Origin of the sequence: Peptococcus simiae, assembly GCF_046569735.1 — a bacterium.
Taxonomy (GTDB): domain Bacteria; phylum Bacillota; class Peptococcia; order Peptococcales; family Peptococcaceae; genus Peptococcus; species Peptococcus simiae_A.
Genome location: NZ_JBKICG010000002.1, coordinates 24,072 through 50,215, shown reverse-complemented (window position 1 = coordinate 50,215; position 26,144 = coordinate 24,072). Strand labels below are relative to the sequence as shown.

28 protein-coding genes are annotated in these 26,144 nt (G+C 56.9%); 26 read left to right on the top strand and 2 right to left on the bottom strand.

Annotation, left to right across the window (positions count from 1 at the left end):
• The first annotated feature begins 27 nt into the window (after positions 1–27).
• The 14 genes from ACLGL1_RS01230 to ACLGL1_RS01165 all read left to right on the top strand — a co-directional run bounded on the left by ACLGL1_RS01230 (position 28) and on the right by ACLGL1_RS01165 (position 9,992).
• Positions 28–1,170, top strand: coding sequence for a LysM peptidoglycan-binding domain-containing protein (locus ACLGL1_RS01230; RefSeq protein ID WP_411006982.1), 1,143 nt, complete (start codon positions 28–30; stop codon positions 1,168–1,170).
• Positions 1,163–3,100, top strand: coding sequence for a phage tail tip lysozyme (locus ACLGL1_RS01225; protein WP_411006981.1), 1,938 nt, complete (start codon positions 1,163–1,165; stop codon positions 3,098–3,100). The genes ACLGL1_RS01230 and ACLGL1_RS01225 overlap by 8 nt, the downstream gene beginning before the upstream one ends.
• 11 nt (positions 3,101–3,111) lie before the next feature.
• Complete coding sequence (locus tag ACLGL1_RS01220; protein ID WP_408976965.1) at positions 3,112–3,381, top strand: hypothetical protein; 270 nt, start codon at positions 3,112–3,114, stop codon at positions 3,379–3,381.
• Positions 3,382–3,385: 4 nt separating this feature from the next.
• The gene (locus ACLGL1_RS01215) at positions 3,386–3,814 is read left to right on the top strand and encodes a DUF2634 domain-containing protein (RefSeq protein ID WP_411006980.1); all 429 of its coding nucleotides are present in this window, start codon (positions 3,386–3,388) and stop codon (positions 3,812–3,814) included.
• Positions 3,801–4,871 carry a baseplate J/gp47 family protein gene (locus tag ACLGL1_RS01210; protein ID WP_411006979.1) on the top strand — a complete coding sequence of 357 codons (1,071 nt, stop codon included), beginning with the start codon at positions 3,801–3,803 and terminating at the stop codon, positions 4,869–4,871. The genes ACLGL1_RS01215 and ACLGL1_RS01210 overlap by 14 nt, the downstream gene beginning before the upstream one ends.
• Positions 4,868–5,455 (top strand): putative phage tail protein, encoded by a 588-nt coding sequence (locus tag ACLGL1_RS01205; protein ID WP_411006978.1) that lies wholly within the window; start codon positions 4,868–4,870, stop codon positions 5,453–5,455. The genes ACLGL1_RS01210 and ACLGL1_RS01205 overlap by 4 nt, the downstream gene beginning before the upstream one ends.
• A 7-nt stretch (positions 5,456–5,462) precedes the next feature.
• Positions 5,463–5,858 (top strand): hypothetical protein, encoded by a 396-nt coding sequence (locus ACLGL1_RS01200; protein ID WP_411006977.1) that lies wholly within the window; start codon positions 5,463–5,465, stop codon positions 5,856–5,858.
• The gene (locus tag ACLGL1_RS01195) at positions 5,858–7,123 is read left to right on the top strand and encodes a hypothetical protein (protein ID WP_411006976.1); all 1,266 of its coding nucleotides are present in this window, start codon (positions 5,858–5,860) and stop codon (positions 7,121–7,123) included. Before ACLGL1_RS01200 ends, ACLGL1_RS01195 begins: the two co-directional genes overlap by 1 nt.
• A gap of 16 nt (positions 7,124–7,139) precedes the next feature.
• Positions 7,140–7,487, top strand: coding sequence for a hypothetical protein (locus ACLGL1_RS01190; RefSeq protein ID WP_411006975.1), 348 nt, complete (start codon positions 7,140–7,142; stop codon positions 7,485–7,487).
• Positions 7,484–7,603, top strand: coding sequence for a CD1375 family protein (locus ACLGL1_RS01185; RefSeq protein WP_408976972.1), 120 nt, complete (start codon positions 7,484–7,486; stop codon positions 7,601–7,603). Before ACLGL1_RS01190 ends, ACLGL1_RS01185 begins: the two co-directional genes overlap by 4 nt.
• Positions 7,604–7,664: 61 nt before the next feature.
• Positions 7,665–7,820, top strand: a complete 156-nt coding sequence (locus tag ACLGL1_RS01180; RefSeq protein ID WP_411006974.1) for a CD1375 family protein — start codon at positions 7,665–7,667, stop codon at positions 7,818–7,820.
• A 245-nt stretch (positions 7,821–8,065) separates the two neighbouring features.
• Positions 8,066–8,458, top strand: a complete 393-nt coding sequence (locus ACLGL1_RS01175) for a hypothetical protein (protein ID WP_411006973.1) — start codon at positions 8,066–8,068, stop codon at positions 8,456–8,458.
• Positions 8,455–8,733, top strand: a complete 279-nt coding sequence (locus ACLGL1_RS01170) for a phage holin (protein ID WP_411006972.1) — start codon at positions 8,455–8,457, stop codon at positions 8,731–8,733. The genes ACLGL1_RS01175 and ACLGL1_RS01170 overlap by 4 nt, the downstream gene beginning before the upstream one ends.
• A complete protein-coding gene (locus ACLGL1_RS01165; RefSeq protein WP_411006971.1) occupies positions 8,733–9,992 on the top strand; it encodes an N-acetylmuramoyl-L-alanine amidase in 1,260 nt (419 codons plus the stop codon). The genes ACLGL1_RS01170 and ACLGL1_RS01165 overlap by 1 nt, the downstream gene beginning before the upstream one ends.
• 188 nt (positions 9,993–10,180) lie before the next feature.
• Here the strand turns inward: ACLGL1_RS01165 and ACLGL1_RS01160 are convergent, their stop codons facing one another.
• Together ACLGL1_RS01160 and ACLGL1_RS01155 are read right to left on the bottom strand one after the other, a co-directional pair.
• Positions 10,181–11,053, bottom strand: coding sequence for a fumarylacetoacetate hydrolase family protein (locus tag ACLGL1_RS01160; RefSeq protein WP_411006970.1), 873 nt, complete (start codon positions 11,051–11,053; stop codon positions 10,181–10,183).
• A 26-nt stretch (positions 11,054–11,079) separates the two neighbouring features.
• Positions 11,080–13,464: an FAD-dependent oxidoreductase gene (locus ACLGL1_RS01155; protein ID WP_411006969.1), complete on the bottom strand. Its 2,385-nt coding sequence runs from the start codon at positions 13,462–13,464 to the stop codon at positions 11,080–11,082.
• Between the two features lie 324 nt (positions 13,465–13,788).
• On the opposite strand from ACLGL1_RS01155, the gene ACLGL1_RS01150 reads away from it, so the two are divergent.
• The 12 genes from ACLGL1_RS01150 to ACLGL1_RS01095 all read left to right on the top strand — a co-directional run bounded on the left by ACLGL1_RS01150 (position 13,789) and on the right by ACLGL1_RS01095 (position 26,130).
• Positions 13,789–15,072 carry an FAD-dependent oxidoreductase gene (locus tag ACLGL1_RS01150; RefSeq protein ID WP_411006968.1) on the top strand — a complete coding sequence of 428 codons (1,284 nt, stop codon included), beginning with the start codon at positions 13,789–13,791 and terminating at the stop codon, positions 15,070–15,072.
• A complete protein-coding gene (locus ACLGL1_RS01145; RefSeq protein ID WP_411006967.1) occupies positions 15,069–15,374 on the top strand; it encodes a ferredoxin family protein in 306 nt (101 codons plus the stop codon). The genes ACLGL1_RS01150 and ACLGL1_RS01145 overlap by 4 nt, the downstream gene beginning before the upstream one ends.
• A 151-nt stretch (positions 15,375–15,525) precedes the next feature.
• Positions 15,526–16,089: a PASTA domain-containing protein gene (locus tag ACLGL1_RS01140; protein WP_411006966.1), complete on the top strand. Its 564-nt coding sequence runs from the start codon at positions 15,526–15,528 to the stop codon at positions 16,087–16,089.
• Positions 16,090–16,280: 191 nt separating this feature from the next.
• Entirely contained in the window at positions 16,281–16,652 is a 372-nt protein-coding gene (locus ACLGL1_RS01135) for a YbaN family protein (RefSeq protein ID WP_411006965.1), read from the top strand.
• Positions 16,649–18,490 carry an ABC transporter ATP-binding protein/permease gene (locus ACLGL1_RS01130; RefSeq protein ID WP_411006964.1) on the top strand — a complete coding sequence of 614 codons (1,842 nt, stop codon included), beginning with the start codon at positions 16,649–16,651 and terminating at the stop codon, positions 18,488–18,490. Before ACLGL1_RS01135 ends, ACLGL1_RS01130 begins: the two co-directional genes overlap by 4 nt.
• Positions 18,490–20,142, top strand: coding sequence for an amino acid ABC transporter ATP-binding/permease protein (locus ACLGL1_RS01125; RefSeq protein WP_411006963.1), 1,653 nt, complete (start codon positions 18,490–18,492; stop codon positions 20,140–20,142). The genes ACLGL1_RS01130 and ACLGL1_RS01125 overlap by 1 nt, the downstream gene beginning before the upstream one ends.
• A 24-nt stretch (positions 20,143–20,166) precedes the next feature.
• Positions 20,167–21,009 (top strand): hypothetical protein, encoded by an 843-nt coding sequence (locus ACLGL1_RS01120; protein WP_411006962.1) that lies wholly within the window; start codon positions 20,167–20,169, stop codon positions 21,007–21,009.
• Positions 21,010–21,167: 158 nt separating this feature from the next.
• Positions 21,168–22,553 (top strand): hypothetical protein, encoded by a 1,386-nt coding sequence (locus tag ACLGL1_RS01115; RefSeq protein WP_411006961.1) that lies wholly within the window; start codon positions 21,168–21,170, stop codon positions 22,551–22,553.
• Positions 22,537–23,433, top strand: a complete 897-nt coding sequence (locus ACLGL1_RS01110; protein ID WP_411006960.1) for a heme-binding Shp domain-containing protein — start codon at positions 22,537–22,539, stop codon at positions 23,431–23,433. The genes ACLGL1_RS01115 and ACLGL1_RS01110 overlap by 17 nt, the downstream gene beginning before the upstream one ends.
• Complete coding sequence (isdE, locus tag ACLGL1_RS01105; RefSeq protein WP_411006959.1) at positions 23,408–24,328, top strand: heme ABC transporter substrate-binding protein IsdE; 921 nt, start codon at positions 23,408–23,410, stop codon at positions 24,326–24,328. The genes ACLGL1_RS01110 and isdE overlap by 26 nt, the downstream gene beginning before the upstream one ends.
• On the top strand, positions 24,321–25,361 hold the full coding sequence (locus tag ACLGL1_RS01100) for a FecCD family ABC transporter permease (protein WP_411006958.1): 1,041 nt from the start codon (positions 24,321–24,323) through the stop codon (positions 25,359–25,361). The genes isdE and ACLGL1_RS01100 overlap by 8 nt, the downstream gene beginning before the upstream one ends.
• Positions 25,351–26,130: an ABC transporter ATP-binding protein gene (locus ACLGL1_RS01095; RefSeq protein ID WP_411006957.1), complete on the top strand. Its 780-nt coding sequence runs from the start codon at positions 25,351–25,353 to the stop codon at positions 26,128–26,130. Before ACLGL1_RS01100 ends, ACLGL1_RS01095 begins: the two co-directional genes overlap by 11 nt.
• The last annotated feature ends 14 nt before the right edge of the window (positions 26,131–26,144 follow it).

Here is a 26,144-nt window from a genome sequence, read left to right as displayed (position 1 = left end):
TACCAACCCCGGGTGGACTATAAGTACATGACCGAGCGGCCACCCGACTACCATAAAAAGGACCTGGCCATCCAAGCCTACATCGATAATCAAATCGCCGAAAACCGAAAAGAGCGGGACCGGCTTAAGGCCCGGAAAAAAGAAGAGTATGCCCGAAACTACGCCAAGTTTGACCTATTCCAGGGCGGCACGACCTACGACCCCTACGCCGCCACCAAGGCCGAGCGAAAGGTCGAGGCCCTCCGGCTGAAGATGGATGCCCAGCAGCTCAAGGAGATGGCGGAAGACGCACGGGCTGAAGCGGAAAAAGCCAAGGCCAACATCGTCAAGCAGCCGACCGACAAAGAATACGACATTCTGACGCAAAAAGAGATTGACAAGCGGATAGCCGAATCTAAGGCCTATGCCGCCCAGAAAGCGGCCAAGGCGGCCGACCTGGAGGCCAAGTATCTCCAGGTCCTGGCCCAGGCCAATAGGACTGACCGGTACGCCTACTATGACCTGGCCGCCAGCCAGTATGAGGTCTACTTTGGAAAGGAACTCATGCCCATAGCACCGGCAGAGATTAAGACGTCTATTGAAAGTAATGACGAGACCTTCCAGCTGGTCACCGGCCAGGGCTTTATTATCCCGGAAATGCCTAAGCTGACTAAGATGACCTTTACCCTCTGGCTCCCGGCCCACCCCTACCCCTGGGCTCAGTACCGGGGCGGTTTTAAAAAGCCGGTCTATTACCTCAACCTGTTCGAAAAGCTAAAGGTCGCCTGTAAGCCCTTTGACTTTGCCGTCATCCGCAACCACGATAAGAGCACCAACTCCGACACCTACATGAAGATGGTCATCAGCGATTATGTCATCAATGAGGATGCGGACGGCCTGGTGGACGACATCGAGGTGGACATCAGCCTCCTGCAGTTTAATGATTTAGTATCTACATCAGTTAAGCTGGCGACCAAGGACGGCAAACCGGTGGCGACCACAGATAAGACCCGGCCAGGTGGGCCTGACCGGCCTAAGACCTATACGGTCAAATATGGGGACACCCTGTGCGAGCTGGCCAAAAAGTACCTGGGGGACAGTGGCAAGTGGAAAGATATATACGATCTGAACAAGTCAAAAATCCAAGACTACAACCGAGTGCCGGCAGGGACGGTGTTGCGATTTGAGTGAGAATACTGGATACACGCCCCACAAATGGCGGGTGGAAATAACCAACCCCCGACTGGGGAAGACCTTCCGGCCGGTCCTAAAAGAGCCAATAAAAGTCACCTGGAAGCGGGAAGGGGAGCCAGGCAAGCTGGAATTTACCACTGCCAAAAACGGAGACCTATCCTACCAGAATGGGAACATGGCCATCCTTTTTTGTGACGAGGACCCTGTGTTTGTAGGCTGGATCTTTACCAAGTCCCGAGGCGACCTAAAGACCATTGACTGTGTGGCCTACGACCAAATCCGCTACTTAAAGTACAAGGACACCATCCAGTATGATAGCAAGTCTTACGGAGACTTGGTCAAGATGGTCGCCGGAGACCACAACCTGCAAGTCGGGGAGGTGGCCGAAACCGGTGTCAAAATGTCCCGGACAGAGGAGGATGTGGAGCTATATGATATCTTTGATAAGGCCTACCAAAACACCCTCATCGAGGGCGGGGAGGCTTTTGTTCTCTATGACAATGTGGGCAAGTTGACGCTCAAAAACATCAAGGATATGGTCTACAGGGGTAAGGTCTTTGACGCTAAGGCCATGCAGGCCTGGGAGTATACAAATACCATCGACGAGGGCACCTATAACCGGGTCAAGATTACCGTCAAGGATGACGCTGCCGGCCAGGCGGAGACCTTGGTGGCGGAAAACCCGGAGCACATCAAGGACTGGGGCGTCTTGCAGTTCCATGCAGTATCTAATGAGCCCAAGGAGCTCATCAAGATGAAGGCAGACGACGTGCTGAAAAAGGTCGACCGACCGGTCCGGAAGCTGGCCCTCAAGGGCGTCCTGGGCGACATAGCCATTCGGGGTGGGTCGGTTATTTATGTCAACCTACCCCTGGGTGATATGCAGGCCAGTGCGGCCTTTTGGGTGGAGAGTGTGACCCACACCATCCGGGGCAACAGCCACTTGATGGACATGGAAATCCAGAATGAAGACTTTTTACCGGCCATTGATGTGTCCGGCGTCTTTAAGAACGAGCAAAAACAAGCGGCAGATGGGACCCCTGGTGATGGGACCTTCCACGCCCTGCCGGGGAATACCAATGCAGAACGGATATGGAACGCTTTCCGAAAGATGGGCTATAGCGCCGCAGCTACCGCCGGCATCATGGGCAATATGTGGCGGGAGAGCGGCTTTAACCCAACGATTGCTGAGACTGGCAACACTGGACACGGCCGCGGGTTGTGTCAGTGGGACGTCCGCAACCGCTGGCAGAACCTCATCCAATGGGCCAGCGCTAAGGGCCTGGATTACCGTAGTATCGAGGCCCAGTGCGGCTTTGTGGACTATGAGCTCAAAAGTGGCGGCCTAGCCTACTGGCTCAACAAACATGGGTCGCTGGAGCAATTCAAGCAGGCAAGAGACCCAGCCTGGGCAGTTGCCTGGTTTTATGATGTCTTTGAGCGAGGGTTGAGGCGCGATAGCGATATCGCTAAGTCTACACCGGTGGCCCAGCGCTATTTTAACCAGTGGAAAAACTATGGGATGACCGTCGGCGGAGGCAGTGCACCGGCCAAACTTATGGCGGCCATCAATAGCACCCCCTGGCCGGGGGCCAGTTTGTGCGCCACCTGGGTAAGCCGGGTCTTTAACCAGGTGACAGGCCAGTACCCGGATGGCAACGGGAATGACATGACCCGAAACTGGTGCCATAGTAGCAACCTCAAGGACCTCCGGCCGGGTATGGTCATCGGTTGTGTGGTTAGCCCGTATGGCCTGGGGAGGACCTACGGCCACATAGCCATATACGCCGGGGGAGACACGGTTTATAGCAGTGAGGGTAGCGGGATTGTCAAATATACTGTCAAAAAATTCATAGCAACCTATGGCCCGGCAAGCGGTGGCTCTCAAGTCCGCTGGGGCTGGATGCTGAATACGCCGCTGAGTTAGGAGGAATAGCAGTGGATACAAGATCCCTACTAGACGCCATTAAGCAGATTGCCGGGACGGTGTACGAATCCCGCAAGCCTGCCCGGGTGACCTATGCCAAGCTGACCTCCATCAGTCCGGTCGCCTTCCAGAAGAATATCAAAGTCAAATTATCCAAAGAACTGAAGAACTTGGTCCTGCCTTACGGAGTAACATTTTTACCAGAAGATGTAGGGTCTACCCATGTTTTCTTGCAGGACGAGGGTGGCCAGGTCTTTTACTACTTATACATGAAGGAGTGATGGCATGATCCCAGAAATGCCGGATACCTGGCGGGAGGCCGCCGGCGGCTATACCGAGGTCCTCAAGCCCTCCCTTACCTGGTGGATGGACGCTGAGGCCCTCCGCATCCGGGGGTACGCCGCCGAGGTGCAGGCCGTCGAGCAGGCGGTCTATACAACCCTACGGACCGAGCGATACAAGCATGTCATTTATAGCGATAGTCACGGCCTGGAGATAGCCGACCTCATCGGCCAGCCTAGACGGCTCATCTATGCCGCCCTGTGCCGACGGATACCGGAGGCCCTCCTCATGGACGACCGGATTACTGCGGTAGACGGCTTTTACCTAGACGAGCAGGCCTGTCAGGGCCACGACCTGGCCATAGGCTTTACAGTACACACAAAATACGGATCCTTAGACGGAAGGGAAGTGATAAGCGGTGTGGGAGGATAAAACCTACGAGAATTTACTGGCGGATAAGCTAAACCGTGTCCCGGACCAGTACGACACCCGGGAGTCGTCCTTGCTTTTTAACGCCTTGGCCCCGGCCGCCATGGAAACCATGAAGCTCTACCTAGACATGGCCTGGGCCTATGACCAGATGTTCCCGGAGACGGCCAACCGGGAAAACCTCATCCGCCATGCCCGCCTTTTGGGTGTCTTCCCTAAAGACGCCCAGCCCATGCGGCTCAAGGCCGCGTTTGATGCCCCCATCCAGGCCGGGGACCGATTTAACCTGGACAGGTACAATTTTTATGCGGCTGAGATGGTGGATACAAAAGGCGGCGTTTTTACCTGGATTTTAGTCGCCGAGGAGGTCGGCGCCCTGGACCTGTACCCGGTAGGTATGTCGCTAACCCCAATAAAGGAAATCAAGGACCTAAGCCGGGCCGAGGTAACCGGCCTCATTGAGCCGGGCCGGAACGAGGAAGAGACAGAGCTCTTCAGAGAGCGGTTTTTTATCGAAATCCAACGCCAGGCCTATGGGGGCAATATCGCAGACTACGAGCGGATGCTCTCCACCGTCAACGGTGTGGGGGCCTGCAAGGTCCTCCCCCACCACAAAGGGCCGGGGACCGTCGGCGTGATCATCGTTAATGACAGCTTTGACGTGCCATCGACGGAGCTGGTGCAAAGGGTCCAGGAGGCCATTGACCCGCCGGGCTACACCGGCGAGGGCAAGGGGCTGGCCCCCATCGACCACCAGGTGACCATCATGGCCGCCAAGGCCGACAAGGTGAATGTCAAGCTCACCTTGTCCTATGCCCCAGGGTCCTCCTGGGCAAGTCTAAAAAGTCGAGTTATCGAGACTCTCCGGGCCTACTTTGACGAGGTGCGCCGGGGCTGGACCAGCAGTGCGACACTAAGGCTGTATACATCACAGGTCGAGATGCGGCTCTTAAAAATACCGGGCATAGTAGACGCCCAGTACACTAGATTTAACGGCGTAGATGATAATCACACCGTGCCCGACGGCGCCATCCCGGTCCTAGGTGAGGTGACGGCATGAACTGGTACTTTATACGAGATATAGGCCTACTCCGCTACCTGCCGCCGGTCCTCCGAGATTATGAGGAGCTGGCTGTGCTGGCTGATGTCGAGGAAAAGACCCTCATCCAAGCCCTGCACGATGTTAACCGTCTATATGCCGGTATTTTTATCGATACAGCAGACGGCGAGGCCCTGGCCATCTTAGAGCGGCAGTGGGGAATCGCCCCGCCGGAAGACGCCACCCTGGGAGACCGACGACTAGCTGTAAGGGCTCGAATGGTTAGTATGGCCGCCCTTTATACTAAACGGTCCTTATATGCGGCTCTGTCTGCCCTGTGCGGTAGGGATGGCTTTAGTCTGGATATTAGCCATGGCAAGTACTCTGTATCGGCTCTGATTGAGTTGAAGAGTAAAAACCAGGCAGATGCCGTCCGAGGTATGCTCCATGATATGCTACCGGCTAATATGGTCTACCAAGTAGACATCCGCTACAACCAGCACGCCACCCTGGGCAAGCTGACCCATGGTGAGATGGCGGCATACACCCACGACCAGCTCCGGACCAGCTTCAAGGTGCGTGAATTAAGCCTAGCGAAAGGATGATAAAAAGGTGAGAACTTCGGATAGACTTGGGCTTAAGCTGCCCTTTCCCGACGATTTTTATAACATACAGGACTTTAATGATAATTTTGAAACCTTGGAAAAAGACATTGAAGAAGTAGAAGGCCGGGTCAAGCAAAGCGCTACTGAAGCTATTGCAACCTTTGACTGGCTTGCAGGCCAGCCGGGGGTGACGTATGAGGTCGTGCCGCAAGACAACGGCAGCTATGACAAGTGGCTGGAGATCTTGACCAAGGATAACTCTCAAATCGCCCGGCGGACCAGCACAGAGAACCGAGAGGGCTGGACGGTCGAGGTAGAGCTTACGCTACCGGGCAAGGCAAAGGTCAGCCAGATGACAATCTGGACCGAGACCGGCGATGTTTGGAAAGGAGTGACAGCATAATGGACGTTATAAGCTTATCGGCCATCAAGAAGGCCAAGGAGGTCCTGGAAGGGAAGATTAATGCCATCCAAAGAGGCCAAAAAGATGACAGCAACACACTCAGTCGGATAGAAGACGGAGTAGGCAATCTACCCGGCTATGTTAATAGCGCCCAGGCAAGCATTGTGGATGAGTGCCAAACAATCAAGTCAAAGTTGGCAGATGGGATATCCACCATAACCGGCAAGCTGACTGACCGGCTGGATGTGAATGTATCCAGCCGAGCCAGCGCCGCCGACTGGACCGCCGACCGGGCGAGGAAGGTGGATAAGTTGGATGTGAATGTATCCAGCCGGGTAAGTCGGACGGACTTTAACCTTTGGAAGGACGAGCAAAACATCCTCCGCCAGACGACAGATGAGGTGCTGAACCGGATGGATGGGCGGATAGATAGACCGCTGAGTGATCTGGCCAGGAAAAGTACCCAGGATGAGATAAATGCTCGAACGAAGACTTTTTTACCACCGGCACAAAAAGTGGTGTTTACATCACCCGGGATCCACAAATGGCAATGCCCTAAAGGTGTAGAAAAAATCATTGTTGAGATAGGCGGTGCTAGTGGTGGTGGAGGCGGATCAGGTGGTGGCGCTAACTACAAAGGCATTAGTAGTAAAGCCTCCTGGCACAGTGTGCCAGGAGCAGCTGGTGGTAGAGGGGGGTATGCACGCATAACGCTGCGGAGCACACCCGGCCAATCGTACGATATACAGGTTGGCGGGAAAGGTACTGGCGGAAGTGCTGGCCCAAAAGGAACAGGAGAAGACATTTACGACAATGGCTGCTATTACTGTCAAGGCCAACCTGGAGGGGACGGAACAGCAGGAGGGTATAGTTCATTCGGGGACTATATTGCTTATGGAGGTGGCGGCGGAAAGGGCGGAGAAGGCTCTATAGCGTATGATAAGCCAATTGACAAATGGGAAGCTAAAGCTCTGGGTGGATCCTCGGGAAACGTTTCCGGTAATTTCCTAACCTTTGCAGATAAAATCATTATCGAGCCGGAAACGGGGAAGGATAGCACGCCTAAAAAATATGTATTATCAGATGGTAGCAAAACGGACATTAACGGCGTTAAAGGTGCATCTACACCCTTGTTAATTTGGGGGCACACCATGCAAGGTGGGGCCGGTGGAAATGCGGCCTTTGCGAATAATTACCCTTACGCATATGATGGTCAAAAAGGAGAAGATGGAACTGACGGAGTTATTATCATCCACTACGCATGAAGAAATGAGGGATTGAATGCACTATGCTCAAATAAATCCAAATGACAAGGTTGATTTACTTAATCCCGATACGGCCTATTCCGGTGCATGGGATAAAGCTAAATTAGTTTTAGAAGACCAGGGCTATCTTTTTATCGAGCTAGACAGCCCTGAGCTGCCCGGGACACACTACGATCGGAGCACAGAGCAATTTTACACACCCGCCCCACCTCAGCCAGAACCGCTACCGATGGAAAAAGACCTGCTAGCCATCATGGATGGCGTCGCCGCTACATACGAGCGGCAAGAAAAAGGCAACCTAGACATCATGGAGGGCATTGCAGGCCTCTACGAAGCCACGATGACAGGAGGTAATCCAAAATGATCTATATCTATGCAACTCTAGTCAAAGCCGGCAGACGGACCCTAGACCAGGTGCCAGCCCACCTGCGGGAGGAAGTCAAAAAGCTGCTGGAAGAAGAAAATGACAAAGCTGAGTAAAGCACTGCTCGTCAGTGCTATTTTTATACTCATTTTTAAGCTAGGGAAAGGAGGTGAGACCATGGTAGCTATCTATGTAGCCCTCATCATCTACGGTCGTCGGACCATCGATACCGTGCCTCGGCACCTGCGTGATGCCGTACTGGCAGACCTTAAGGCCCTAGGCCTGGATGGGTACGGCAAGGCTTTGCCGGCAGAAGAAAAGCCGGCAGAGTAACGGCAAGCTTGCAAGAGGCATAAGCAGGTGGTATACTACAAGTAGGCAAGAAAAGAGAATGCCGCATATAAACACAAAAATACCCCTCGACCGCCATCGAGGGGTATTTTGTTGGGCTAGTTGTCATCATGCTTGCCATCTAGCCACTTGCAGATATAATGGCAAATTATACCTGCCGTGATGGAAAGCAGAAAAGAGAATGCAGCGACCATATAAACACCTCCCATCTGTTGTCAGATTGGAGGATGACAACGACAATAGTATACCATACCGCCTACCTGGGCGGTATTTTTTATGGAAAGAAGGTGCGTAGTATCGCCCATATCATACAGCAAATACTAGACTGGTCCGTCATCACGGCCTTGACATCGCTTTTTTCCGCCGGCGGCGTCGGCGGCCTCCTATGGCGGCAGCTGACGCATAACCGCCGGCAGGACAAGGCCCTCTTGGCTCTCCTACACTTTAGGCTTTATGCCAATGCAGAGGACGCCATTAAGCGTGGCTATACCACCGTGGCCGACATAGAGGACCTTGAGAACCTCTACGCCGCCTACAAGAGCCTCGGTGGCAATGGCACCGGAGAAAAACTCTACAAGGACAGCATGTCCCTACCCGTCAGAAAGGAGCACAAAGCATGATTAACTGGAAGCTAAGACTAAAAAATAAGCCGACCCTCGTGGCCCTGGTGGCCTTAGTGGTCGGCTTTATCTATCAGGTGTGCGGGGTTTTTGACATCGTCCCGGCAATCAGCCAGGAGGCCATCGTCCAGGGGCTAGGCATCGTCATTAACCTTTTAGTGGCCCTAGGGGTCATCGTCGACCCGACGACCGCAGGGGTCAAGGACAGCCAGGCGGCCCAGTCCTACCTAAAGCCCCGTAAGGACGCTGACCACATCGCCCCGGAGGTGGAATAATGGTAAAAATAGGCATTGACCCCGGCCATGGCGGCGCCGACGCAGGCGCTTGTGGCATGGGATACCGGGAAAAAGACATCGCACTAGACGTGGCCCTAAAGCTCCGGGACCGGCTCGCTGCCGCCGGGGTAGAGGTGGTCATGAGCCGAGACGGCGACTGGAAGTACTACCTAGACCAGGGGGCCGACCTAACCCGCCGGGCCCAGGTTTTTAATGAGGCGGGGTGCGATGCGGTCATATCCCTACACCTCAACTCCGCCATGCAGCCCGCCTGGGGCGTCGAGACCTACACCTGGGACGGCAACAGCGTGGCTAATGCCTTTGGCGATGCGGTCCATAGTGCGGTAAAGCACCTGGGCTCGGTAGACCGGGGTCGCAAGTGGGCCAATTTCGCCATCGTCCGGGAGACCGACGCAGTGGCCTGCCTGGTCGAGATGTCCTTTATCAATTCTGACGATGTCTACAACGTCGCCGGTAAAGAGGACACCTGGGCCGATGCGCTGTGTAAAGGCATTTGTGGGTACTTTGGCCTAGCCGCCAAGCCCGCACCGGCACCCCAGCCCCAGCAGCCGTCTAGCGATACCATCATCGCCCCCGCATCGGCCACCGTCGACCAGGGCCGGGCCTGGGCCAAGGTCAAAGGGGCAGCTGCGTGGTTCATCGACCAGGCACAGACCTACTGGGACGTGGCTACCAAGGCGGGAGTTAACCCTGCGGGCGTATACGCCCAGTCTGCCATTGAGACCGGCTTTGGCAAATTTGGCGGCGCCATCGACGAGACCTACAAAAACCCCTGCGGCCTTAAGCGCACTGAGGGCGGCGGGAACTACGACCCCGGTGCCCATATGCGGTTTACCGACTGGCAGGAGGGCATCACCGCCCAGGTCCACCACCTACTGCTATACGCCGGCCAGCCACAAAATCCCACGCCGGACCCGCGGCACTTCGCCTGGCTAAGCGGCAAGGCTAAAACCTGGCAAGCCCTAGGCGGCAACTGGGCGCCAAGCCCAGCATACGGCGATAAGATCGTCGCCCTTATGCGAGAGATCGAGAGCATGCCAGCCGCTAAGCCGGCAAAAGTAAAAGTTCCTGAGTGGGCCCTGGACGACTATAAAAAAATCATGCAGAATGGTTTTTTAGATGGCACTAGATTGTTTGACGCACCTACACGCTTAGAAGCCGGAATTATAGGTCAGCGAGTATATGATAAAATGATTGCAAAGGTTGAAGAAATGTTGAAAGAATATCATAAGCGCTAACAAGAAGAGCCCGGCCGGCATGGTCGGGCTTTTTTTATTGGGTTTGAAATGGTGTAGTTTTGGGGGAGTTTATGGTGTAACGTAGCCACTGCAGGGTAAGTGTTTAAAGCAATAAACCCCTTGGTTAAGCGATTTTCAAGCTATCGGAAGACGCAGAAATGTATCACCTCAAATCCTTGTGTATTTGTTTAAAGCATGGTGTTGCGGAGTTCGCCGATTCCTTCAATCCGAGAGATGACTTCATCGCCGGGCTGGAGGAACTTGGGCGGGTCAAAGCCGGCGCCGACGCCGGCCGGGGTTCCGGTGAGGATGATGTCACCGGGCAGGAGGGTGGTCCCCCGGGAAAAGTCGGCCAGGATGCTGGGGATGTCGAAGATTAGTTCATCGGTCCGGCCATGCTGGCGGCGGTCGCCATTGACAAAGCTTTCAATGGCCAGGGCCGGCGGGGTGGGCAGGTCGTCCCGGCTGACGATGACCGGGCCCAGGGCACAAAAGCCATCCAGGCTCTTGCCGTGGAACCACTGGCGGTGGGCTGTTTGCAGGTCCCGGGCAGAGTAGTCATTGCCGACGGTGTAGCCGAAGATGTGGTCCCAGGCAGTTTCCGGGGCAATGTCCTTGCCCTCCTTGCCGATGATGAGAGCCAATTCTACCTCGTAGTCGGCTTCAGCGGTGGTCCCACCGGAAATATGGACCGGGTCCTGGGGGCCGGTAAAGCGGGAGACCATCTTGGAGAAGTAGATGGGGTAGTCGGGCTTGTCCATGGGCATGTCGATGAGGCTCTTGATTTCGTTGACGTGTTCCTTGTAGTTCTTGCCCAGGCAGATGACATTGCGGAGGGCCCGGGGAAAGGGGGCTTGGAGGCTGACGGCGGTCAGGTCAAAGGTCTCACCGGCGGCCTGCCAGTCTTCAATCGGCAGGTCCGGGAAGTGGCGGACCAGGTCTAGGAGGTCCCGGATGCCCTGGGCGGCAGCGGGGCCGGTGAGGTCACAGACCCGGTCAGCGGTGAGGGGGCCGAAACCGGTTTGGCCATCAGGCCGGGTAAAGGTTGCCCATTTCATCATTATTCCTTCTTTCGGAGAGGGTGCAGTTAGATATAAAGGGTGGCCTGGCGGTCAGACCGGTTGAGGTAGTCGGTTAAGTCGACCGGCTGGGCCGGGTCGATGAGGTCTCCGTCGGTCAGACGGAAGGCCTCCATGCTGGTCCGGCAGGCCAGGATGTTGACGCCAGCGGTCCGGGCCCGGTCGAGGGCGGCTTGCAGGTCGGGCTGGCTGGGCTTATTGAGGCTGCGGCGGAGGCAGCCGGCCAGGCGGTCGGTCGGGTCCATATGGAAGCGGGCCAGGAAGTCAGCGGCCCTGGTCAGACCGGTGGTCAGGTCGTCAGTTCCGGCAAAGGGGCCGGCATCAGGGGACTTGGCCAGGGACCGGATGGCCCAGTAGGCAAAGACGGTATCCACCGGGACGCCCTGGGCCCGGGCGCTGGTGGCCAGGGTCAGGGCAGTGGTGATTTTCTTGGGGTCGGCGGTGTAGAGGACGAAGGCCAGGCCCCGGGGGGCTTGGCCAGTCCGGCCGGCGGGGGTAACGGTCAGGGTGGTGGTGCCATTGGCCCGGCTTTCTTCGATAGAGGCGCCTTGGGCGGTGCAGTAGCGGCGGACTTCTTCAACCTGGCTGTCCGGGAGGACCAGGCGGAGGGGCTGGCCGGCCGGGGCGGCAGCCAGGTGACGGGCCGCCTCCAGGATGGGTTCGGGGCAGCGGAGGCCGGTCAGGTCCAGGCTGGCCGGGGCCGCCTGGTCGGCCGGCCCGGGGGCCGGTGCAGCCGGCAGGGGCCGGGCCTTGAGCTGGTTTTTTAGGCCGCTGTAAAGGCGGAAGCCACCGCCTAGGTTGACTACGTCAAAGCCCTTCTGGGTCAGGAGCCGGGCGGCATAGTAGCCCCGGAGGCCGATGGCACAATGGATGTAGATGGGCCGGTCCTTGGGCAGGTCATCGAGCCGGCCTCGGAGGTCATCCAGGGGGATGAGGGTGGCTTCCTTGATGTGGCCGGCCTTGTATTCGGCCGGGGTCCGGACATCCAGGATATAGGCCCCGTCAGCGGCCAGGTCATCCAGGCAGGTGGCCGGTTGGATGGCCAGGCCATCGCGGACATTTTGGGCCACATAGCCGGCAAAATTGACCGGTGCCTTGGCGGTGGAGTAGGGCGGGGCATAGCAGAGTTCCAAGTCGGCCAGGTCATAGACCGAGAGGCCCCCGTAAATGGCGGTGGCAATGATATCGATGGTCTTGTGGACCTCCGAGTGGCCCAGGCACTGGGCCCCGTAGAGGGCCCCGTCTGAAGGCCGGTAGAGGACCTTGAGGAGGAGGAAATTGGCGCCGGGGTAGTAGCCGGCGTGGTCGGAAGGGTAGAGGTGGAGGGCCTGGTAGGGGAGGTCCATCTTCTTGAGGGTCTTTTCATTATTGCCACAGGAGGCGGCGGTAAGCCGGAAACATTTTAAGACCGAGGACCCCAGGGTGCCCTGGTAGGTCACCTCCCGGCCGCAGATGTGGTCGGCGACCAGCTTGCCCTGGCGGTTGGCCGGGCCGGCCAGGGGGACCAGGGTGTCATAGCCCAGGACAAAGTCCTTGACCTGGATGGCATCGCCGACAGCATAGATGGCCGGGTCAGAGGTCTGCAGCTGGTCATTGACCAGGATGGCCCCCCGGTCGCTCAGGTCCAGGCCGGCGGCCTTGGCCAGGTCCGATTCCGGCCGGACCCCGATGGCCAGGACGGTGAAATCGGTTTGTAGGCTGGACCCGTCATTTAAGTGGACAGTCCGGCCCTCATCGGCAAAGCCGGTGACCTGGGTCTCCAGGCGGAGGTCAATGCCCTGGCTTAAGAGCTCCGTGTGGAGGGGGGCCGCCACTTCCGGGTCCAGGGGCCCCAGAACCTGGGGCGACCCCTCAAGGAGGGCCACGTCCAGGCCCCGGTTGCGGAGGTTTTCGGCCACTTCCAGGCCGATAAAGCCGCCGCCAATGACGGTGGCGTGCCGGGCTTGAGGGATTTCTGCCAGGATCCCGTCCATGTCGGCCAGGTGCCGGAGCCGGTGGACATGGCTGGCGCCGGCCAGGCCCTCTATGGGCGGGGTGACCGGTTCGGCCCCGGGCGAGAGGACCAGGACATCGTAGGCCTCGGTATAGGTCCGGTTGCCGGCGGTGTCCTGGACGGTCAGGGTCTTGGCTGCCCGGTCAATGGCCGTTACCGTGGCATGGAGGCGGACATCTAGGTTAAAGCGGCTGTGGAGCGATTCGGGGCTTTGCAGGATTAGGGCCTCACGCTTGGCAATGGCCCCACTGAGGTGGTAGGGGAGGCCGCAATTGGCAAAGGAAACGGCATCGCCCCGTTCCAGGATGACAATCTCGGCCTCTTCATCCAGGCGGCGGAGGCGGGCAGCACAAGACGCGCCCCCGGCAACGCCACCGACAATGATCACTTTTTTGGACATGATTCCTCCTTGTGGTTGGGCAAGATGGGTGTAGGATTTTGAAAAAATAGGCCTTTATTTCGGCTGAATTGTCTGTATTATAGCACAGTAAGGAAAGGCTGGACAAGCCGGGAGAAAAGGGATATAATATTAACCATAAGAAATACTTATCAAATAAATAGCGAAAGTGTCCGTCGTTTGCCAAAGAATAGGCTATACTTAGTATAAGAAAAACCTATTCATTTGGATGGTGCCGGTCCTTTCGGCAAATGCCTTTACATTGGAGCGGGAACCCGTCCTGCTTATGAGACCATTCTTCCAAAACGAATAAACGAGGTGGAAAAGATGTCTGAAGAAAAATTCGATGTTATCGTTATTGGCGGTGGTCTAGCCGGTTTGTCAGCAGCTTATCGACTAGCCAAAGCGGAAAAAGAAGTGCTGGTAATTGAAAAGGGGCCCCATTGCGGGTCGAAAAACGTATCCGGTGGCCGGCTTTACACCTATGCCCTGGATGCCCTCATGGGGGACGAGTGGAAGGGTAAGGCCCCTCTGGAACGGGAAATCACCCGGGAAATGCTCATGCTCATGACCGATGATGAAGCCATGACCATTGATACCTCCGTCCATGCCCAGCATGGCCAGTCTTACAGTGTATTGCGTAACCATTTTGACCGCTGGCTGGCTGACCAGTGTGAAGAGCTCGGGGCCATGGTCATTGGCGACTCGACCGTGACGGATTTGATCCGGCGGGACGGGAAGGTCTGCGGGGTCGTGGTCGGTGAAGAAGAACTGGAAGCCGACCTCATCATTGACGCCGAAGGGGTCAACCCCCTGGTGGCCGAACGGTCCGGGGTCATTGCCCCCATTAAGCTGGAAAACATCGCTGTCGCGGCCAAGTATGTCATCCGCCTGGATGAAAAGGTCATCCGGGACCGGTTTGGCCTGGAAGGGGATGAAGGGGCCGCCATGCTCGGCATGGGGAGTGCCAACAAGGGCATTTTCGGGGGTCTCTTCCTATATACCAATAAGGACAGTATTTCCATCGGCCTGGTCCAGGATTCTAAGACCTGGAAGGACCATGGCGAACACCTGCCGACGGCCATTGAAGACTTGAAAGAACACCCGGTCATCGGCAAGTACCTGGATGGCGGTGAAGTGGTGGAATACACCGCCCACCTGATTCCTGAAGGGGGCTTTGACAGCTTCTCCGAATTCTGTGGCGACGGCATCCTGGTGGCCGGAGACGCCGCTGGCCTCTGTATGAACCGGGGCTTTACCGTCCGCGGCATGGACTATGCCATTATGAGCGGGATTGCCGCTGCAGAAACAGCCATCAGCGCCCTGGAAGAAGGCATCTTTACCAAGGACTTTTTAAAGAGCTATGAAAGCCGGCTGCAAAAGACTGTCCTGGAAGACTTCAAGACCCTCCGCAAGGGCCATGGCTACATGGCCGGGTCCAATAAGCTCTTCACCACCTATCCAAAAATGGCCATTGATGTCATGCATTCCCTCTATAATGTAGACGGGGCACCGGCAGAACCGGTCATGACCCTGCTCCGCCGGAACCTGAAAGGCCTCAACCTGACCGGGATTGCCAAAGACTTACTGAAGGGGGTTCGTTCCTTATGATGAAACGGATGAGTATGGATGACCGCCTGGCGGCCACCCGGTTTGACAGTGATGACGCCAATGCCCATATCGTCATTGACAAGGAAGCCTGCCGGACCTGCAGCCACAAGGCCTGCACCTACAGTTGCCCGGCCGAACGGTATAAATGGGACGCGGAAAACGATGTCATGACCTTTGACCATGTGGGCTGCTTAGAATGTGGGAACTGCCGGCTGGTTTGCGAACGGCTCAATGAACGCCGTCCCGGCTATGACTGGAACTACCCCATCCATGGTAAGGGCTTCATCGCCAAAGAAGGGTAAGAAGACGCCATACGGATAAGTTTACAATAACGTCGGGATTTTCCCGGCGTTATTTTTTCAGCCTAACCGGGGAAGGCTGAAAAAAGCGGCTAGGATATGGTAGAATAAAGTCAATGATGGTTACAGGGGTTCAATCCGAGGAGGCGACCGGATGATTTCTAAAGTAGTGAGAGAACTGGGCAAGCAAGGGCTTAAACTGGCTGTGGGCCACCTGCCGGAGGTTAAGCAAGTGGCCAATGAGGCCCAGCACCAGGTCAAGACCAGGTTGGCGCAAACCGTTAAGGTGCCGGACCTGGTCCGGAAGGGGTTTCCCCTGACCATTGACCAGGCGGAAACCCTGGTCAGCCATGTGGGCCTGGAAATCCTCCCGGTCCCCCTGAAGGTATCGGAGGCGGACCCGGCCTATGCCGGCCATTCACCCGATCAAGTGTTGGCAGTTAACCCTAAGCCGGGCAAACGGGTAGCCAAGGGGAGTATTATCGTAGTCCGGTATATTCCGGAAGAGGTCCTTGTGGCCAGTCAGCGACTCAGCCAGGAAAGGGATCGAGAGAAGGCTGACAAAAAAGAGGCTCGAGACCGTCGGATTAGCCAGCGAAAAGACCGGGCGACAGATTTTATGGTTGATACGAAGAATAAGGCTGACCGGGTAAGAGGCAAGGCTAAGGAAGGGCTGGGGCAAGTCTTTGGCAAAAAGCAAGAGGATCAAGAAGAATAAGAAGGTGCCTTTGGGCATCTTTTTTTTGCCCATTTTATTCTATTTGGCCTTATTTGGGTTAGGTTAAAGGACGGATGAGTAACCCTGGTTAATGGCATAAAGCTATGGCTAGGGTATTTTTTTATTGCTATACTAAACGTGATCGAATTAGTTAGCTATACCTAATAAAACCAGACCGGAAAGGAGAAGTTATGCGGTACCTCTATTTTTTACTGGGTAGCTTGGCACTCATTTGTGGGACCATAGGTATTATTCTGCCTATTTTACCGACGGTCCCCTTCTATCTCTTAGCGGCGGCTTGTTTCACTAAGAGTTCTGACCGCTTCCATCGTTACTTTATCCAGACCAAGTTTTACCAAAACTATTGTGCCGCCTACCTGGAAAAGGGCGGGATGACCCGGCGGCAAAAAGTAAAGGTTTTACTGGTAGCGACGACCTTGTTGACAGCTGCTATTATCCTGACCCCTTATACGCTGGTGCGGATAGGGCTTATCATCTTGGTGGCGGTTAAGTACTATATTTTTACCATCCATATAAAAACACTGAAAGAGGAAAATGCATGAATACGAAGCGGTTGATTAAGGCAGTGGCCGGAACCCGGCGGTATATCGCCCTGGCGGTTGGGATGCAGGTCCTGGCCCTCTTGGTGAATATTGGGATGATCTTTGTTTTAGCGGACTTTGTCCAGGCCCTCCTGGCCGGCCAGGTCCGGCTTGGGCCGGTGGTCCTGGCAGTGGCCGGGGCCTTCCTGGTCCGGGCCTTGAGTCAGTATGTCCAAACCTGGGCCAGCTACCGGTCTTCGATGGCCGTCAAGCAGCGGCTCCGTCTGGCCCTTTTTGACAAGGCCTACGGCTATGGGGTGGCCTACAGTGGCTATATTTCCCCGGGCGAATTGGTCCAGATTGGGGTAGAGGGGGTAGAGCAGCTGGATAACTACTACGGCCGCTTCTTGCCCCAGCTCATCTACTCCCTCCTGGCACCGGTGATTTTATTTGTGGCCCTGGTCCAACTCAATGCCCAGGTGGCCCTGGTTTTCGTGGCCTTTATCCCTATCATTCCCCTGGCCATCTTCCTGGTACAAAAATTAGCCCAGCGGGTGATGACCAACTACTGGGGGTCCTTTATCGGTCTGGCTGACCGCTTCCTGGATAATGTCCAGGGCCTGGTTACCCTGAAACTCTACGGGGCAGACGAGTCCCGGAATGAAGCCATGAATAAGGAGGCTGAGGCCTTCCGCCTGGCTACCATGCGGGTTTTGCGGATGCAATTGTCCAATATCGGGGTCATGGACCTGGTTGCTTATGGGGGCGCGGCCCTGGGGACCTTTATGGCTATTTTTGCCCTTTCCCAGGGGGCCCTGTCGGTGGCCGGCTGCCTGGCCTTTATCCTCCTGGGGGCGGACTTTTTCCTACCCCTGCGGCAGCTGGGGGCCTTCTTCCATGTGGCCATGAACGGCCTGGCGGCAGTGGACCGGCTCTTTAAGGTCCTGGACCGGCCGGCTGCTGCAGAAGCCGCCTTGGAACCGGCTCCGGCCGGCCTGGCCCTGGAGGTCGATGGTGTGGACTATGGCTATACGGCCGATGTCCCGGTCCTGAAGGATATTCACTTAAAGGTACGCCCCCACGAACTGGTGGCCCTGGTTGGGCCCTCCGGTTGTGGCAAGTCGACCCTGGCCGGCCTCCTTTGTGGCGAATACGAGCCCAACCGGGGGACCATCCGCTATGGATTTGGCGCCGGTGAAAACCGGGCAGCGGTCCTGGCCAAGCGGATTGGCCGGATTGATGCTCAACCCTGGCTCTTTAATGAAAGCGTCCGGGCCAATTTACAGATGGCTGACCCGACGGTCACTGAGGCCAAGATGTGGCAGGTCCTTGAAAAGGTCCGCCTGGCCGACCGGCTCCGGGCGGCCGAAGGCCTGGATACCGTCATTTGCGAGGGCGGGGCTAATTTCTCCGGCGGCCAACGCCAACGGCTGGCCATTGCCCGGCTCTTATTAAAGGAAGCGGACCTCTATATATTTGACGAGGCAACGAGTAATGTAGATGCAGCCAGCGAAGCGGTGATTATGGAGGTCATCAAGGACCTCTGCCGACAGGCAACGGTGGTCATGATCACCCACCGGCTGCAATTGACCCTGGAAGCGGACCAGGTGGTCTTTATGACCAAGGGCCGGATTGAAGAACAGGGGACGGCGGAAGCCCTCTTAGCCCAAGAGGGGGCCTTTGCCAAGATGTATACAGAACAAAGACAGCTGGAGACCTACGGCAGTGGCCGGGCCCAGACCCGGGAACGGGTCGGAGCGCCAATCCCCCCGGTAACGCCTCAGTTGGCTGATGAAGCCGACAGTCCGGCTGAAGCATGGGCCTATTACGGCCAGTTGCAAAGACAAGGAGTGATGTAATGGCAAGGCAGCAATTATCCTGGCCCACCATGGCCCGGCGGCTTTTAGGCATGACCCGGCCCCTAGTGAAAACCATGGGGGTGGCCATCACAGCCGGGAGCTTGGGCCACCTGGCGGCAATTGCCATTCCGACCCTGGGGGCCTGGGCCCTGGTGGCGGTGGTTCAAGGCCAGGGCCCCTCCCTGGTGGCGCTGGCAGCCGGCTTTATCGCCTTGGGCCTCCTACGGGCGCTCCTCCACTATATTGAACAGTTGGCCAACCATGATATGGCCTTTCGTATCCTGGCGGTCATCCGGGACCGGGTCTTTAAGGCCCTGCGCCGGCAGGCACCGGCCGGGTTGGACAAGCATGACAGCGGGACCCTGATTTCCGTCATCACCAATGATATCGAACTCTTGGAAGTCTTTTATGCCCACACCATTTCACCGGTGGCCATTGCGGTCATCGTCTGTACGGCCATGACCCTCTTTTTTGCCAGTTTCCACTGGGCCTATGCCCTCCTGGCCTTAGCTATCTACCTCCTCCTGGCCATTGCCATCCCCATTATTACCGCCAAATTGGGCCGGGTGCCCGGCCGCAGGCAGCGGGGGGACTTGAGCCGGTTAAATAATATCCTCCTGGACAGCTTTCGGGGCATCCGGGAATGTGTTCAGTTCGGCCAGCAGGCCAACCGACGGGCTCTCTTGGACCGGGCCAGTGACCGCCTGGCCGGTTCGGTCTGGCAGCTGCAGAAGACGGAATCCTTTAACCGGAGCCTGTCCCTGGGTTTGATTTTATTGAGCTACGCGGCCTTTTGGTCCTTGGCCGGCTATCTTTACCGGGCCGGTCTTGTAGACTGGGGCCAGGTGGTTATCCCGGCGATTGCCTTTATGTCCGGTTTTGGTCCGACCTTGGCCCTGGCCAACTTGGCCAATAACCTCCTCCTGACCTTTGCCTCCGGGGAAAGGGTTCTGGCGGTATTAGATGCCCAACCGGAAACGGAAGATGTTAGTGGGGCTCGTATTTATGCGTTTGACAGGTTAGCTATGGACAATGTATCATTTTCATATGACGGTCAACCTGTTTTACAAGACTGGCAGCTGAGCCTGGCGGCTAATGAAATCGTGGGGCTCACCGGCCCGTCCGGTTGCGGTAAATCGACAGCCCTTAAGCTCCTGATGCGGTTTTACGACCCCAGCCAGGGGCAGGTGGTATTAAATGGTGAAGACCTTCGAGCGGTTGATTCTGACGCCCTGCGGCGGTTGGAAAGCTACATGACCCAGGACACCCACTTATTTAATGACAGCCTAATGGAAAATGTCCGTTTAGCCGACCTGACAGCCAGTGATGAGATGGTCCAAGCGGCCTGCCGGAAGGCGGGCATTCACGATGTCATCATGGGCTTTCCGGATGGATATGCTACCGGAGCAGGCCGGTTAGGCAACCGCTTGTCTGCCGGTGAGCGCCAGCGCATCGGCTTAGCGCGGGCCTTTCTTCATAAGGGGGAAGTGGCCCTATTTGACGAACCGACAGCCAACCTGGATAGCCTGAATGAGGGGATCATTTTAAAGGCCATCCGGGAGGAAGGGGCTAAGCGGGGGGTTATCATCGTCAGTCACCGCCCTTCCACCTTGCGGATTGCTGACAGACTCATTGAGGTTGACAGTTATTAAACTTATTTAGAAAGTCGTGGTTATATGTTTGATATTTCGTTGACCAACAATCAAAAACAATACCTGCTCTACTTGTTGGAGTCGGATCGGGATGAATCCTTGCCGACCATATCTGCTTATTTTAACTGCAGTAAGGTCAACAGTAAGAAAATCATCGACCGGATGGTTAAGATTGGCCTGGTCTATAAGGAGCAGAATATTATTTACCTGTCTGACCTGGGCCGGCATATAGCAGAAGAAAATAAGCTGGAACGGGATGACATGGCTATTGTCCTCCAAGCTGGCCTGGGAATTGAAAAAAAGTCTGCCCGGGAACTGGCTAATTCCATGCTGATGGAGGAATCCAGTAGTATGCGGGCCCGGCTCCTGTCCATGGCCCGCTACTTTGTCCAGGTCGACAACCGGCAGGGGACCAGCCTGTCCTCTGATGAAATGGCCAAGATCCTGGGCCCGGGGGTGAGCCGGATTTACTTTGTGGTCTTCCAGGAAGAAAACCACCCCGACGATGTCTTTGTGCCCCTGTCCATGGCCTTGCGGGGCATTTACCGGGATGTCGAGGTGACGATTTCCCCTGATGACAGCGAAGACCTGATAACTTTCCGGGTCAAGCCTATTGAAGAGGCCTATGAAGGTAACCAGTATTCTTGCAAGCCGAAGCTTCTTGTTTATAGGGATGAGGGAAAGGAAAGGGTCATTCCCATTGGTGAAAAAGTCAGTATCCCTTTCAACCTGATTAAAACCTGGTACTATACTGGCGGGGGCATTCTGCAAGCGGCCCTGGAATTGTGTGTCATTCCGGATATTAATATTGACCATCGGCACTATGCCAAGTTTGTTTTTACCATTAACCTATTTAATTTGGCTTAGGCAATTACCGCCACGCTGTACTGGCGTGGCGGGTATTTTTGAGGCACAAGTTAGCTATCGTTAACCAAAGATAACATATAAACAACCAAATAAAATATTGATTTGTTAGCTTTAGCTAAATAAAATATGAGTCGAAAAGAAAGGGGGATGCCATCGTCGTGGATCGGTTTATCAAATACATCTTATGGGCTTGGCTGGTCGTTTGCTTATTGGCAGGTCCCTTGCAGGCGGCTGACCTACCGGCAGACGGATGCTACCGGGTGCCGGTGACCCTCTTACATGCAGAAAAGGATAAGCCCTCGATGGGAGCCCAGGGTTTGACCCCTGAGGCCCTGGTGGAGGTCCGGCAGGGCACAGCCAGCCTTTACCTGGAGACCCAGGTGATTAGCGTCACCGGCCTGACCACCTCCCTGAGCGCCTGTCACTACCTGGAAGGGGGGGCTTACCGGCCGGCTGAGCCCTTGGATTATACCCTGGAGATACCCGGGGTCAAGGGCCTGCGGCCCCGCTATTTCCGTCTGACCTATAGCCCCCAGCCGGGCCCCTTGCCGGTTTTGGTGAACCCCCAAGTGGTCTTTATGGGTGGCGGCCCCCTGCCGGCCCGGCTACAAGTGGACTGGTCAGGGGCCCGGGCTGTGGACCCGGGTGCGCTGGAGGCCTTGGCCAAGGCCGAGGGGGCGCCGAGCGCGGGGCCAACGACCCTGTCAGCATCAGGCCTTTCCCTGGATGTGCCGGCCGGGCAAAGCCCCCTGCCGGACCTGACCGTCCGCCTCCTGGCCCTAAATGACCTAGAGGCCCAGCAGGCCGCCCTCGGGGTGGCCGAAGCCCGGGGCTGGCAGGTCGACCTCTTTTATCCCTTAGACCGGGTCGCCCCGGGCGATGTGCCCCGGCTTGATCAGGTCCGAACGGCCTACCCTATGAAGGGGGCGGCCCTCTACCTGCCCAAGGTCTACCCCCAGGCGACGGTCTACCGGCTCCAGGGGGAAGACCGGCAGGCCTTGGTCCTGGAAGATGCCGGTGACCAGTGGCTGGTCCATTGCGACTTGCCGGCCCAGTTGGTCATGGTGCCGGGGGCCGGGTCGACAAGGACGCCGGCAGCAGGCAAAACGACGAAAGGGCCCGGTTCAAATAAGGCCAAGCCCGCCGGCCCTGTAGCAGCTGGCAGCGGCCGGCAGGCGGCCAGTAGCCGCCAGGCCGCCGGAGCCGGCCCGGCAAAAACCACCGGCCTGGTCCAGGCCGCCAAGGCCAGCGCCGGACCGACCGCTAAGGCTACCGGGGCGGTGAATCGCCCGGCTGCCCTGGCCGCCGGCGCTGGTGATGACCAGGCCGCTGAGGGCGACCCGGCGGCCGATAGCGAGGACCAGGCAGCCAGTCAGGAAAATGGCCCGGTGATCTTTACCCTACTCTTTATCTTTTTTCTCCTGGTTGCCGGTGCCCTATTGCTGGTCAAGCGGACCTATCCGCTTTTGAAAAATGAACTGGATCGATTGATGTACTTACGAAGCTTTGAAAGGGGGTTGCGCAGGCGTGAAGATAACCATTAAAGGATACTTGTGCGGGATTTTTCTCCTCATGCTGCTGCCGGCCCTGGCCTGGGCAGCCGAAAGTGCCGATGTGGGGATCCAGGCCAGCTATGCCCACCCCCTGACCGGGGTCATTGAAGACAGTGGCAATAACGAAGCCATTGGCCAGGGCATGGTGACCTCCGTCTTATCCCCCGGCGGCTTTTATGAAGTGGACAATGACGGCAACCGCTGGCTGACCCTCCGGCTGAACATGGCCGACCACTTGGGCGATGTATCCTTTTCCGTCCAAAACCGGGGCGCCGGCGGCTTTACCGGGGTAGAGGCCCTGGAAGTGGGTCGGACCGGGACGACTGTTGACTATATGATTGCCGTGCCCGGGCCGGATGCGGTTCTCCGAATTGAGGCCTTTATCCAGGATATGGGCCGGTCGGTTATCTTTTACGGCCTGATGGACGGGAACCTGACCAACCGGCAGACCGATGGCGCCGGCCAGGCCGCCGGGACCAGCAGCGGGACTGGCTCAGCCGGCAAGAGCCAGGCGGCGACCGGCCAGGCCAAGGCCAAAAAGACCGCTGCCGGCACCCCGGCCAAGGCTGGTAGCACTGCCGGCAAGACCGGGAAGATCGCGACCAAATCGCCCGAAGAAGGGGAGGCCCTGGCCGATGATGTGGGCCTGTTGACAGCGGATAGCCCCGAACTCCAAGAAGGGGGGACCGCGACCGGCCCCTGGGGCCTCTTGACCCGGACCCTCTTCATGGCCCTCGTCGTCACCCTGGTCCTGGTCACTGCCGGTGGCCTTTTAGGGGCCCTGGCCCTGGTGGTCGGCGTCCGTTTCCTTCGTCGCTACAATGACGGAAAGGAGGCCATGCTCTATGAGGCAGAAGACCGTTTGGGCTAAGGCACTGGTCAGCCTGCTCATGGTGGTGGTCATGACCGCCGGCGTTTTCTGCGCCTATAGCCGCAGCCACCCGCCGGTGGCCCTGGGCCAGGAAGCCGGATCAGCGACCGGCAAGGAAACCCCTGAACGGATCGTGGTGACCTCTATGGCTACGGCCTATATTATGGAAAAATTGGACCTTCAAGTCGTCGGCGTTCCCGACAGCCAGGTTGACCCCCTACCGGACCGGTACCGGGGTGTGACCTCTGTCGGGGCCCCCATGCAGCCGGACCAGGAAGTCCTTTCGGCCCTTCACCCGGATTGGGTGATTTCCCCGGCCAGCCTCATTGGTGACCTGAAGCCCATTTATGAGAAATTAAACTTAACTTATGGCTTTATCAACTTAAATACAGTGCCCGGGATGTACCAGAGCATCAGTGACCTGGGCCGGCTCTTTAACCGTCAGCAGGAAGCGGCCGCCCTGGTGGCAGACTATGACCGCTTTATGGCGGACTACCGCCAGCGCCACCCGGAGGGGTCCGGCAAAAAGGTCCTCATCCTCATGGGCCTGCCCGGGTCCTATGTGGTGGCCACAGACCAGTCCTATGTGGGCAGCCTGGTCAAGTTGGCCGGCGGGGAGAATGTCTACCCCGATGCCAGCCAGCCCTTCTTAAATGTCAACGTGGAAGACATGTTGAAAAAGGACCCGGACCTAATCTTTTGTACCGCCCACGCCCTGCCTGACGAAGTCATGGCCATGTTTCATGAAGAATTCCAAACCAATCCTAACTGGAAACACTTCCGGGCCGTTAAAGAGGGACGGGTCTATGACCTGAACCATAACCGGTTTGGCATGAGTGCTAAATTTAATTATCCGGAGGCCTTAAGTGATTTGGAGGGATACCTGTATGCGTGAAAAAACAGCCTTAACGCCTGACCAGGTCGGCAAGCGCCGGCGGCTGGGCTTGCGGATCGGGGCCTTTACCGGGACCGCCATCCTCCTGGTGGTTCTGACCCTGGTCTCTACCACCGTGGGCAGCTTGAATGTCAGCCTGGCTGAGCTGGTCCATGGCCTGGCCAGTGGCGGCGATGAAGCAGTCCGGACCGTTATGGATGTCCGCCTGCCGCGAATTATCATCGCCCTCTTTGCCGGGGCCGCCCTGGCGGTCTCCGGGACCCTGCTCCAGGCGGTCATGAAGAACCCCCTGACCGACCCTGGCATTATCGGGATTTCATCAGCCTCGGCCCTGGTCGGGAGTCTGGTGACAGCCATCTTTCCCTCTCTATTTTTCGGTGTCCCCCTCTTATCGATTCTTGGGGGCCTCTTCGCCTACCTGGCCATTTATTCCCTGGCCTGGGATGGCGGCGTCCACCCGACCCGGCTCATCCTCGTCGGGGTGGCCCTGAATATGACCTTCACCGGCATTGGCCAGGCGGTGACAGCCGCCTTTGGCGGTGGGGTCAATATGACCGGGATCCAGTCGATTGTCAGTGGCCACATTGCCCAGAAGACCTGGGATGATGTCCGGCTCCTGGTTATTTACGTCGGCATTACCCTGGTGGTGGCCCTCTTTTCGGCCCGGGTCTGTAACCTCCTGGCCTTGGACGATAAGACTGCCCGGGGCCTGGGGATCGCCGTAGACCGAAACCGCTTTTGGGTGGCCCTGATCGCCATTATTTTGGCTGCAATCACTAGTTCAACGGTAGGAATTGTGGGCTTTTTAGGGCTCCTGGTCCCCCATATTGCCCGCCTTTTGGTGGGAAGCGACCACAAGGTCCTGATTCCTTACGCCATCCTCCTGGGGGCCCTCTTTATGCTGGCCAGTGACACCATCGGCCGGGCTATTTTTTACCCCTATGAGGTGCCGGCGGCTGTCATTATGGCGGTGGTCGGTGGGCCCTTCTTTATCGCCTTACTGAAGATTGGAGGGCAGACCGATGAATATTAGGCACCTATCCTTTGCCTACGGCAACCACCTGATCCTAAAAGACGTGAGTCTCTCCTTTGCGCCGGGGAAAATCACCACCCTGCTGGGGGCCAACGGGTCCGGGAAGTCGACCCTCTTTAATTGTTGCACCCGGCACCTGCGGCCTCAAAAGGGGATTATTGACCTGGATGATGTGAATATCTTCCATTACAAGCAGAAAGACTTTGCCCGGAAGGTGGCCATCGTCCACCAGCAAAACCGGATCACCGGCGATATTACCGTCCGGGACCTGGTCAGCTATGGACGGAGCCCCTACCTCAAGCTCATGGCCCGCTATGGCGAGGACGACGAGCGGGCGGTAGAGGAGGCTCTCAGCCGGACCAACCTCCAGGAAGTGGCCGACCGACAGGTCTTTGCCCTTTCCGGTGGGCAACGCCAGCGGGTCTGGATTGCCATGGCCCTGGCCCAGGAAAGTGAATACTTATTTTTAGACGAACCGACCACCTACTTAGACGTCCGCTACCAGGCTGACCTCCTCCACCTGATTAAGGACTTAAATGCCCGCCTGGGGTTGACAGTGGTCATGATTTTACACGACATCAACCAGGCCGTCGATATTTCAGATGAGCTGATCGGCATGAAAAAGGGCCGGGTCCTTTTCCAGGGCCAGGCCGAGGATGTGATTACCTCTGAAGCCGTTACCCGGCTCTACGACACCCCCCTAGAGGTGGTCAACCACTATGGACGGACCCTGGTCTTATCCCCCCATATCGGACATCAATCAATTTAAAGGAGAGACAAACC

What these genes read in the sequence shown, in the direction of transcription:
- ACLGL1_RS01205 (WP_411006978.1), top strand. Translation starts at nt 4,868, where the DNA reads ATGAACTGGTACTTTATACGAGATATAGGCCTACTCCGCTACCTGCCG.
- ACLGL1_RS01180 (WP_411006974.1), top strand. Translation starts at nt 7,665, where the DNA reads ATGGTAGCTATCTATGTAGCCCTCATCATCTACGGTCGTCGGACCATC.
- ACLGL1_RS01195 (WP_411006976.1), top strand. Translation starts at nt 5,858, where the DNA reads ATGGACGTTATAAGCTTATCGGCCATCAAGAAGGCCAAGGAGGTCCTG.
- ACLGL1_RS01175 (WP_411006973.1), top strand. Translation starts at nt 8,066, where the DNA reads ATGACAACGACAATAGTATACCATACCGCCTACCTGGGCGGTATTTTT.
- ACLGL1_RS01145 (WP_411006967.1), top strand. Translation starts at nt 15,069, where the DNA reads ATGATGAAACGGATGAGTATGGATGACCGCCTGGCGGCCACCCGGTTT.
- ACLGL1_RS01155 (WP_411006969.1), bottom strand. Translation starts at nt 13,464, where the DNA reads ATGTCCAAAAAAGTGATCATTGTCGGTGGCGTTGCCGGGGGCGCGTCT.
- ACLGL1_RS01095 (WP_411006957.1), top strand. Translation starts at nt 25,351, where the DNA reads ATGAATATTAGGCACCTATCCTTTGCCTACGGCAACCACCTGATCCTA.
- ACLGL1_RS01185 (WP_408976972.1), top strand. Translation starts at nt 7,484, where the DNA reads ATGATCTATATCTATGCAACTCTAGTCAAAGCCGGCAGACGGACCCTA.
- ACLGL1_RS01150 (WP_411006968.1), top strand. Translation starts at nt 13,789, where the DNA reads ATGTCTGAAGAAAAATTCGATGTTATCGTTATTGGCGGTGGTCTAGCC.
- ACLGL1_RS01165 (WP_411006971.1), top strand. Translation starts at nt 8,733, where the DNA reads ATGGTAAAAATAGGCATTGACCCCGGCCATGGCGGCGCCGACGCAGGC.
- ACLGL1_RS01170 (WP_411006972.1), top strand. Translation starts at nt 8,455, where the DNA reads ATGATTAACTGGAAGCTAAGACTAAAAAATAAGCCGACCCTCGTGGCC.
- ACLGL1_RS01160 (WP_411006970.1), bottom strand. Translation starts at nt 11,053, where the DNA reads ATGATGAAATGGGCAACCTTTACCCGGCCTGATGGCCAAACCGGTTTC.
- ACLGL1_RS01130 (WP_411006964.1), top strand. Translation starts at nt 16,649, where the DNA reads ATGAATACGAAGCGGTTGATTAAGGCAGTGGCCGGAACCCGGCGGTAT.
- ACLGL1_RS01140 (WP_411006966.1), top strand. Translation starts at nt 15,526, where the DNA reads ATGATTTCTAAAGTAGTGAGAGAACTGGGCAAGCAAGGGCTTAAACTG.
- isdE (WP_411006959.1), top strand. Translation starts at nt 23,408, where the DNA reads ATGAGGCAGAAGACCGTTTGGGCTAAGGCACTGGTCAGCCTGCTCATG.
- ACLGL1_RS01100 (WP_411006958.1), top strand. Translation starts at nt 24,321, where the DNA reads ATGCGTGAAAAAACAGCCTTAACGCCTGACCAGGTCGGCAAGCGCCGG.
- ACLGL1_RS01135 (WP_411006965.1), top strand. Translation starts at nt 16,281, where the DNA reads ATGCGGTACCTCTATTTTTTACTGGGTAGCTTGGCACTCATTTGTGGG.
- ACLGL1_RS01190 (WP_411006975.1), top strand. Translation starts at nt 7,140, where the DNA reads ATGCACTATGCTCAAATAAATCCAAATGACAAGGTTGATTTACTTAAT.
- ACLGL1_RS01120 (WP_411006962.1), top strand. Translation starts at nt 20,167, where the DNA reads ATGTTTGATATTTCGTTGACCAACAATCAAAAACAATACCTGCTCTAC.
- ACLGL1_RS01215 (WP_411006980.1), top strand. Translation starts at nt 3,386, where the DNA reads ATGATCCCAGAAATGCCGGATACCTGGCGGGAGGCCGCCGGCGGCTAT.
- ACLGL1_RS01230 (WP_411006982.1), top strand. Translation starts at nt 28, where the DNA reads ATGACCGAGCGGCCACCCGACTACCATAAAAAGGACCTGGCCATCCAA.
- ACLGL1_RS01125 (WP_411006963.1), top strand. Translation starts at nt 18,490, where the DNA reads ATGGCAAGGCAGCAATTATCCTGGCCCACCATGGCCCGGCGGCTTTTA.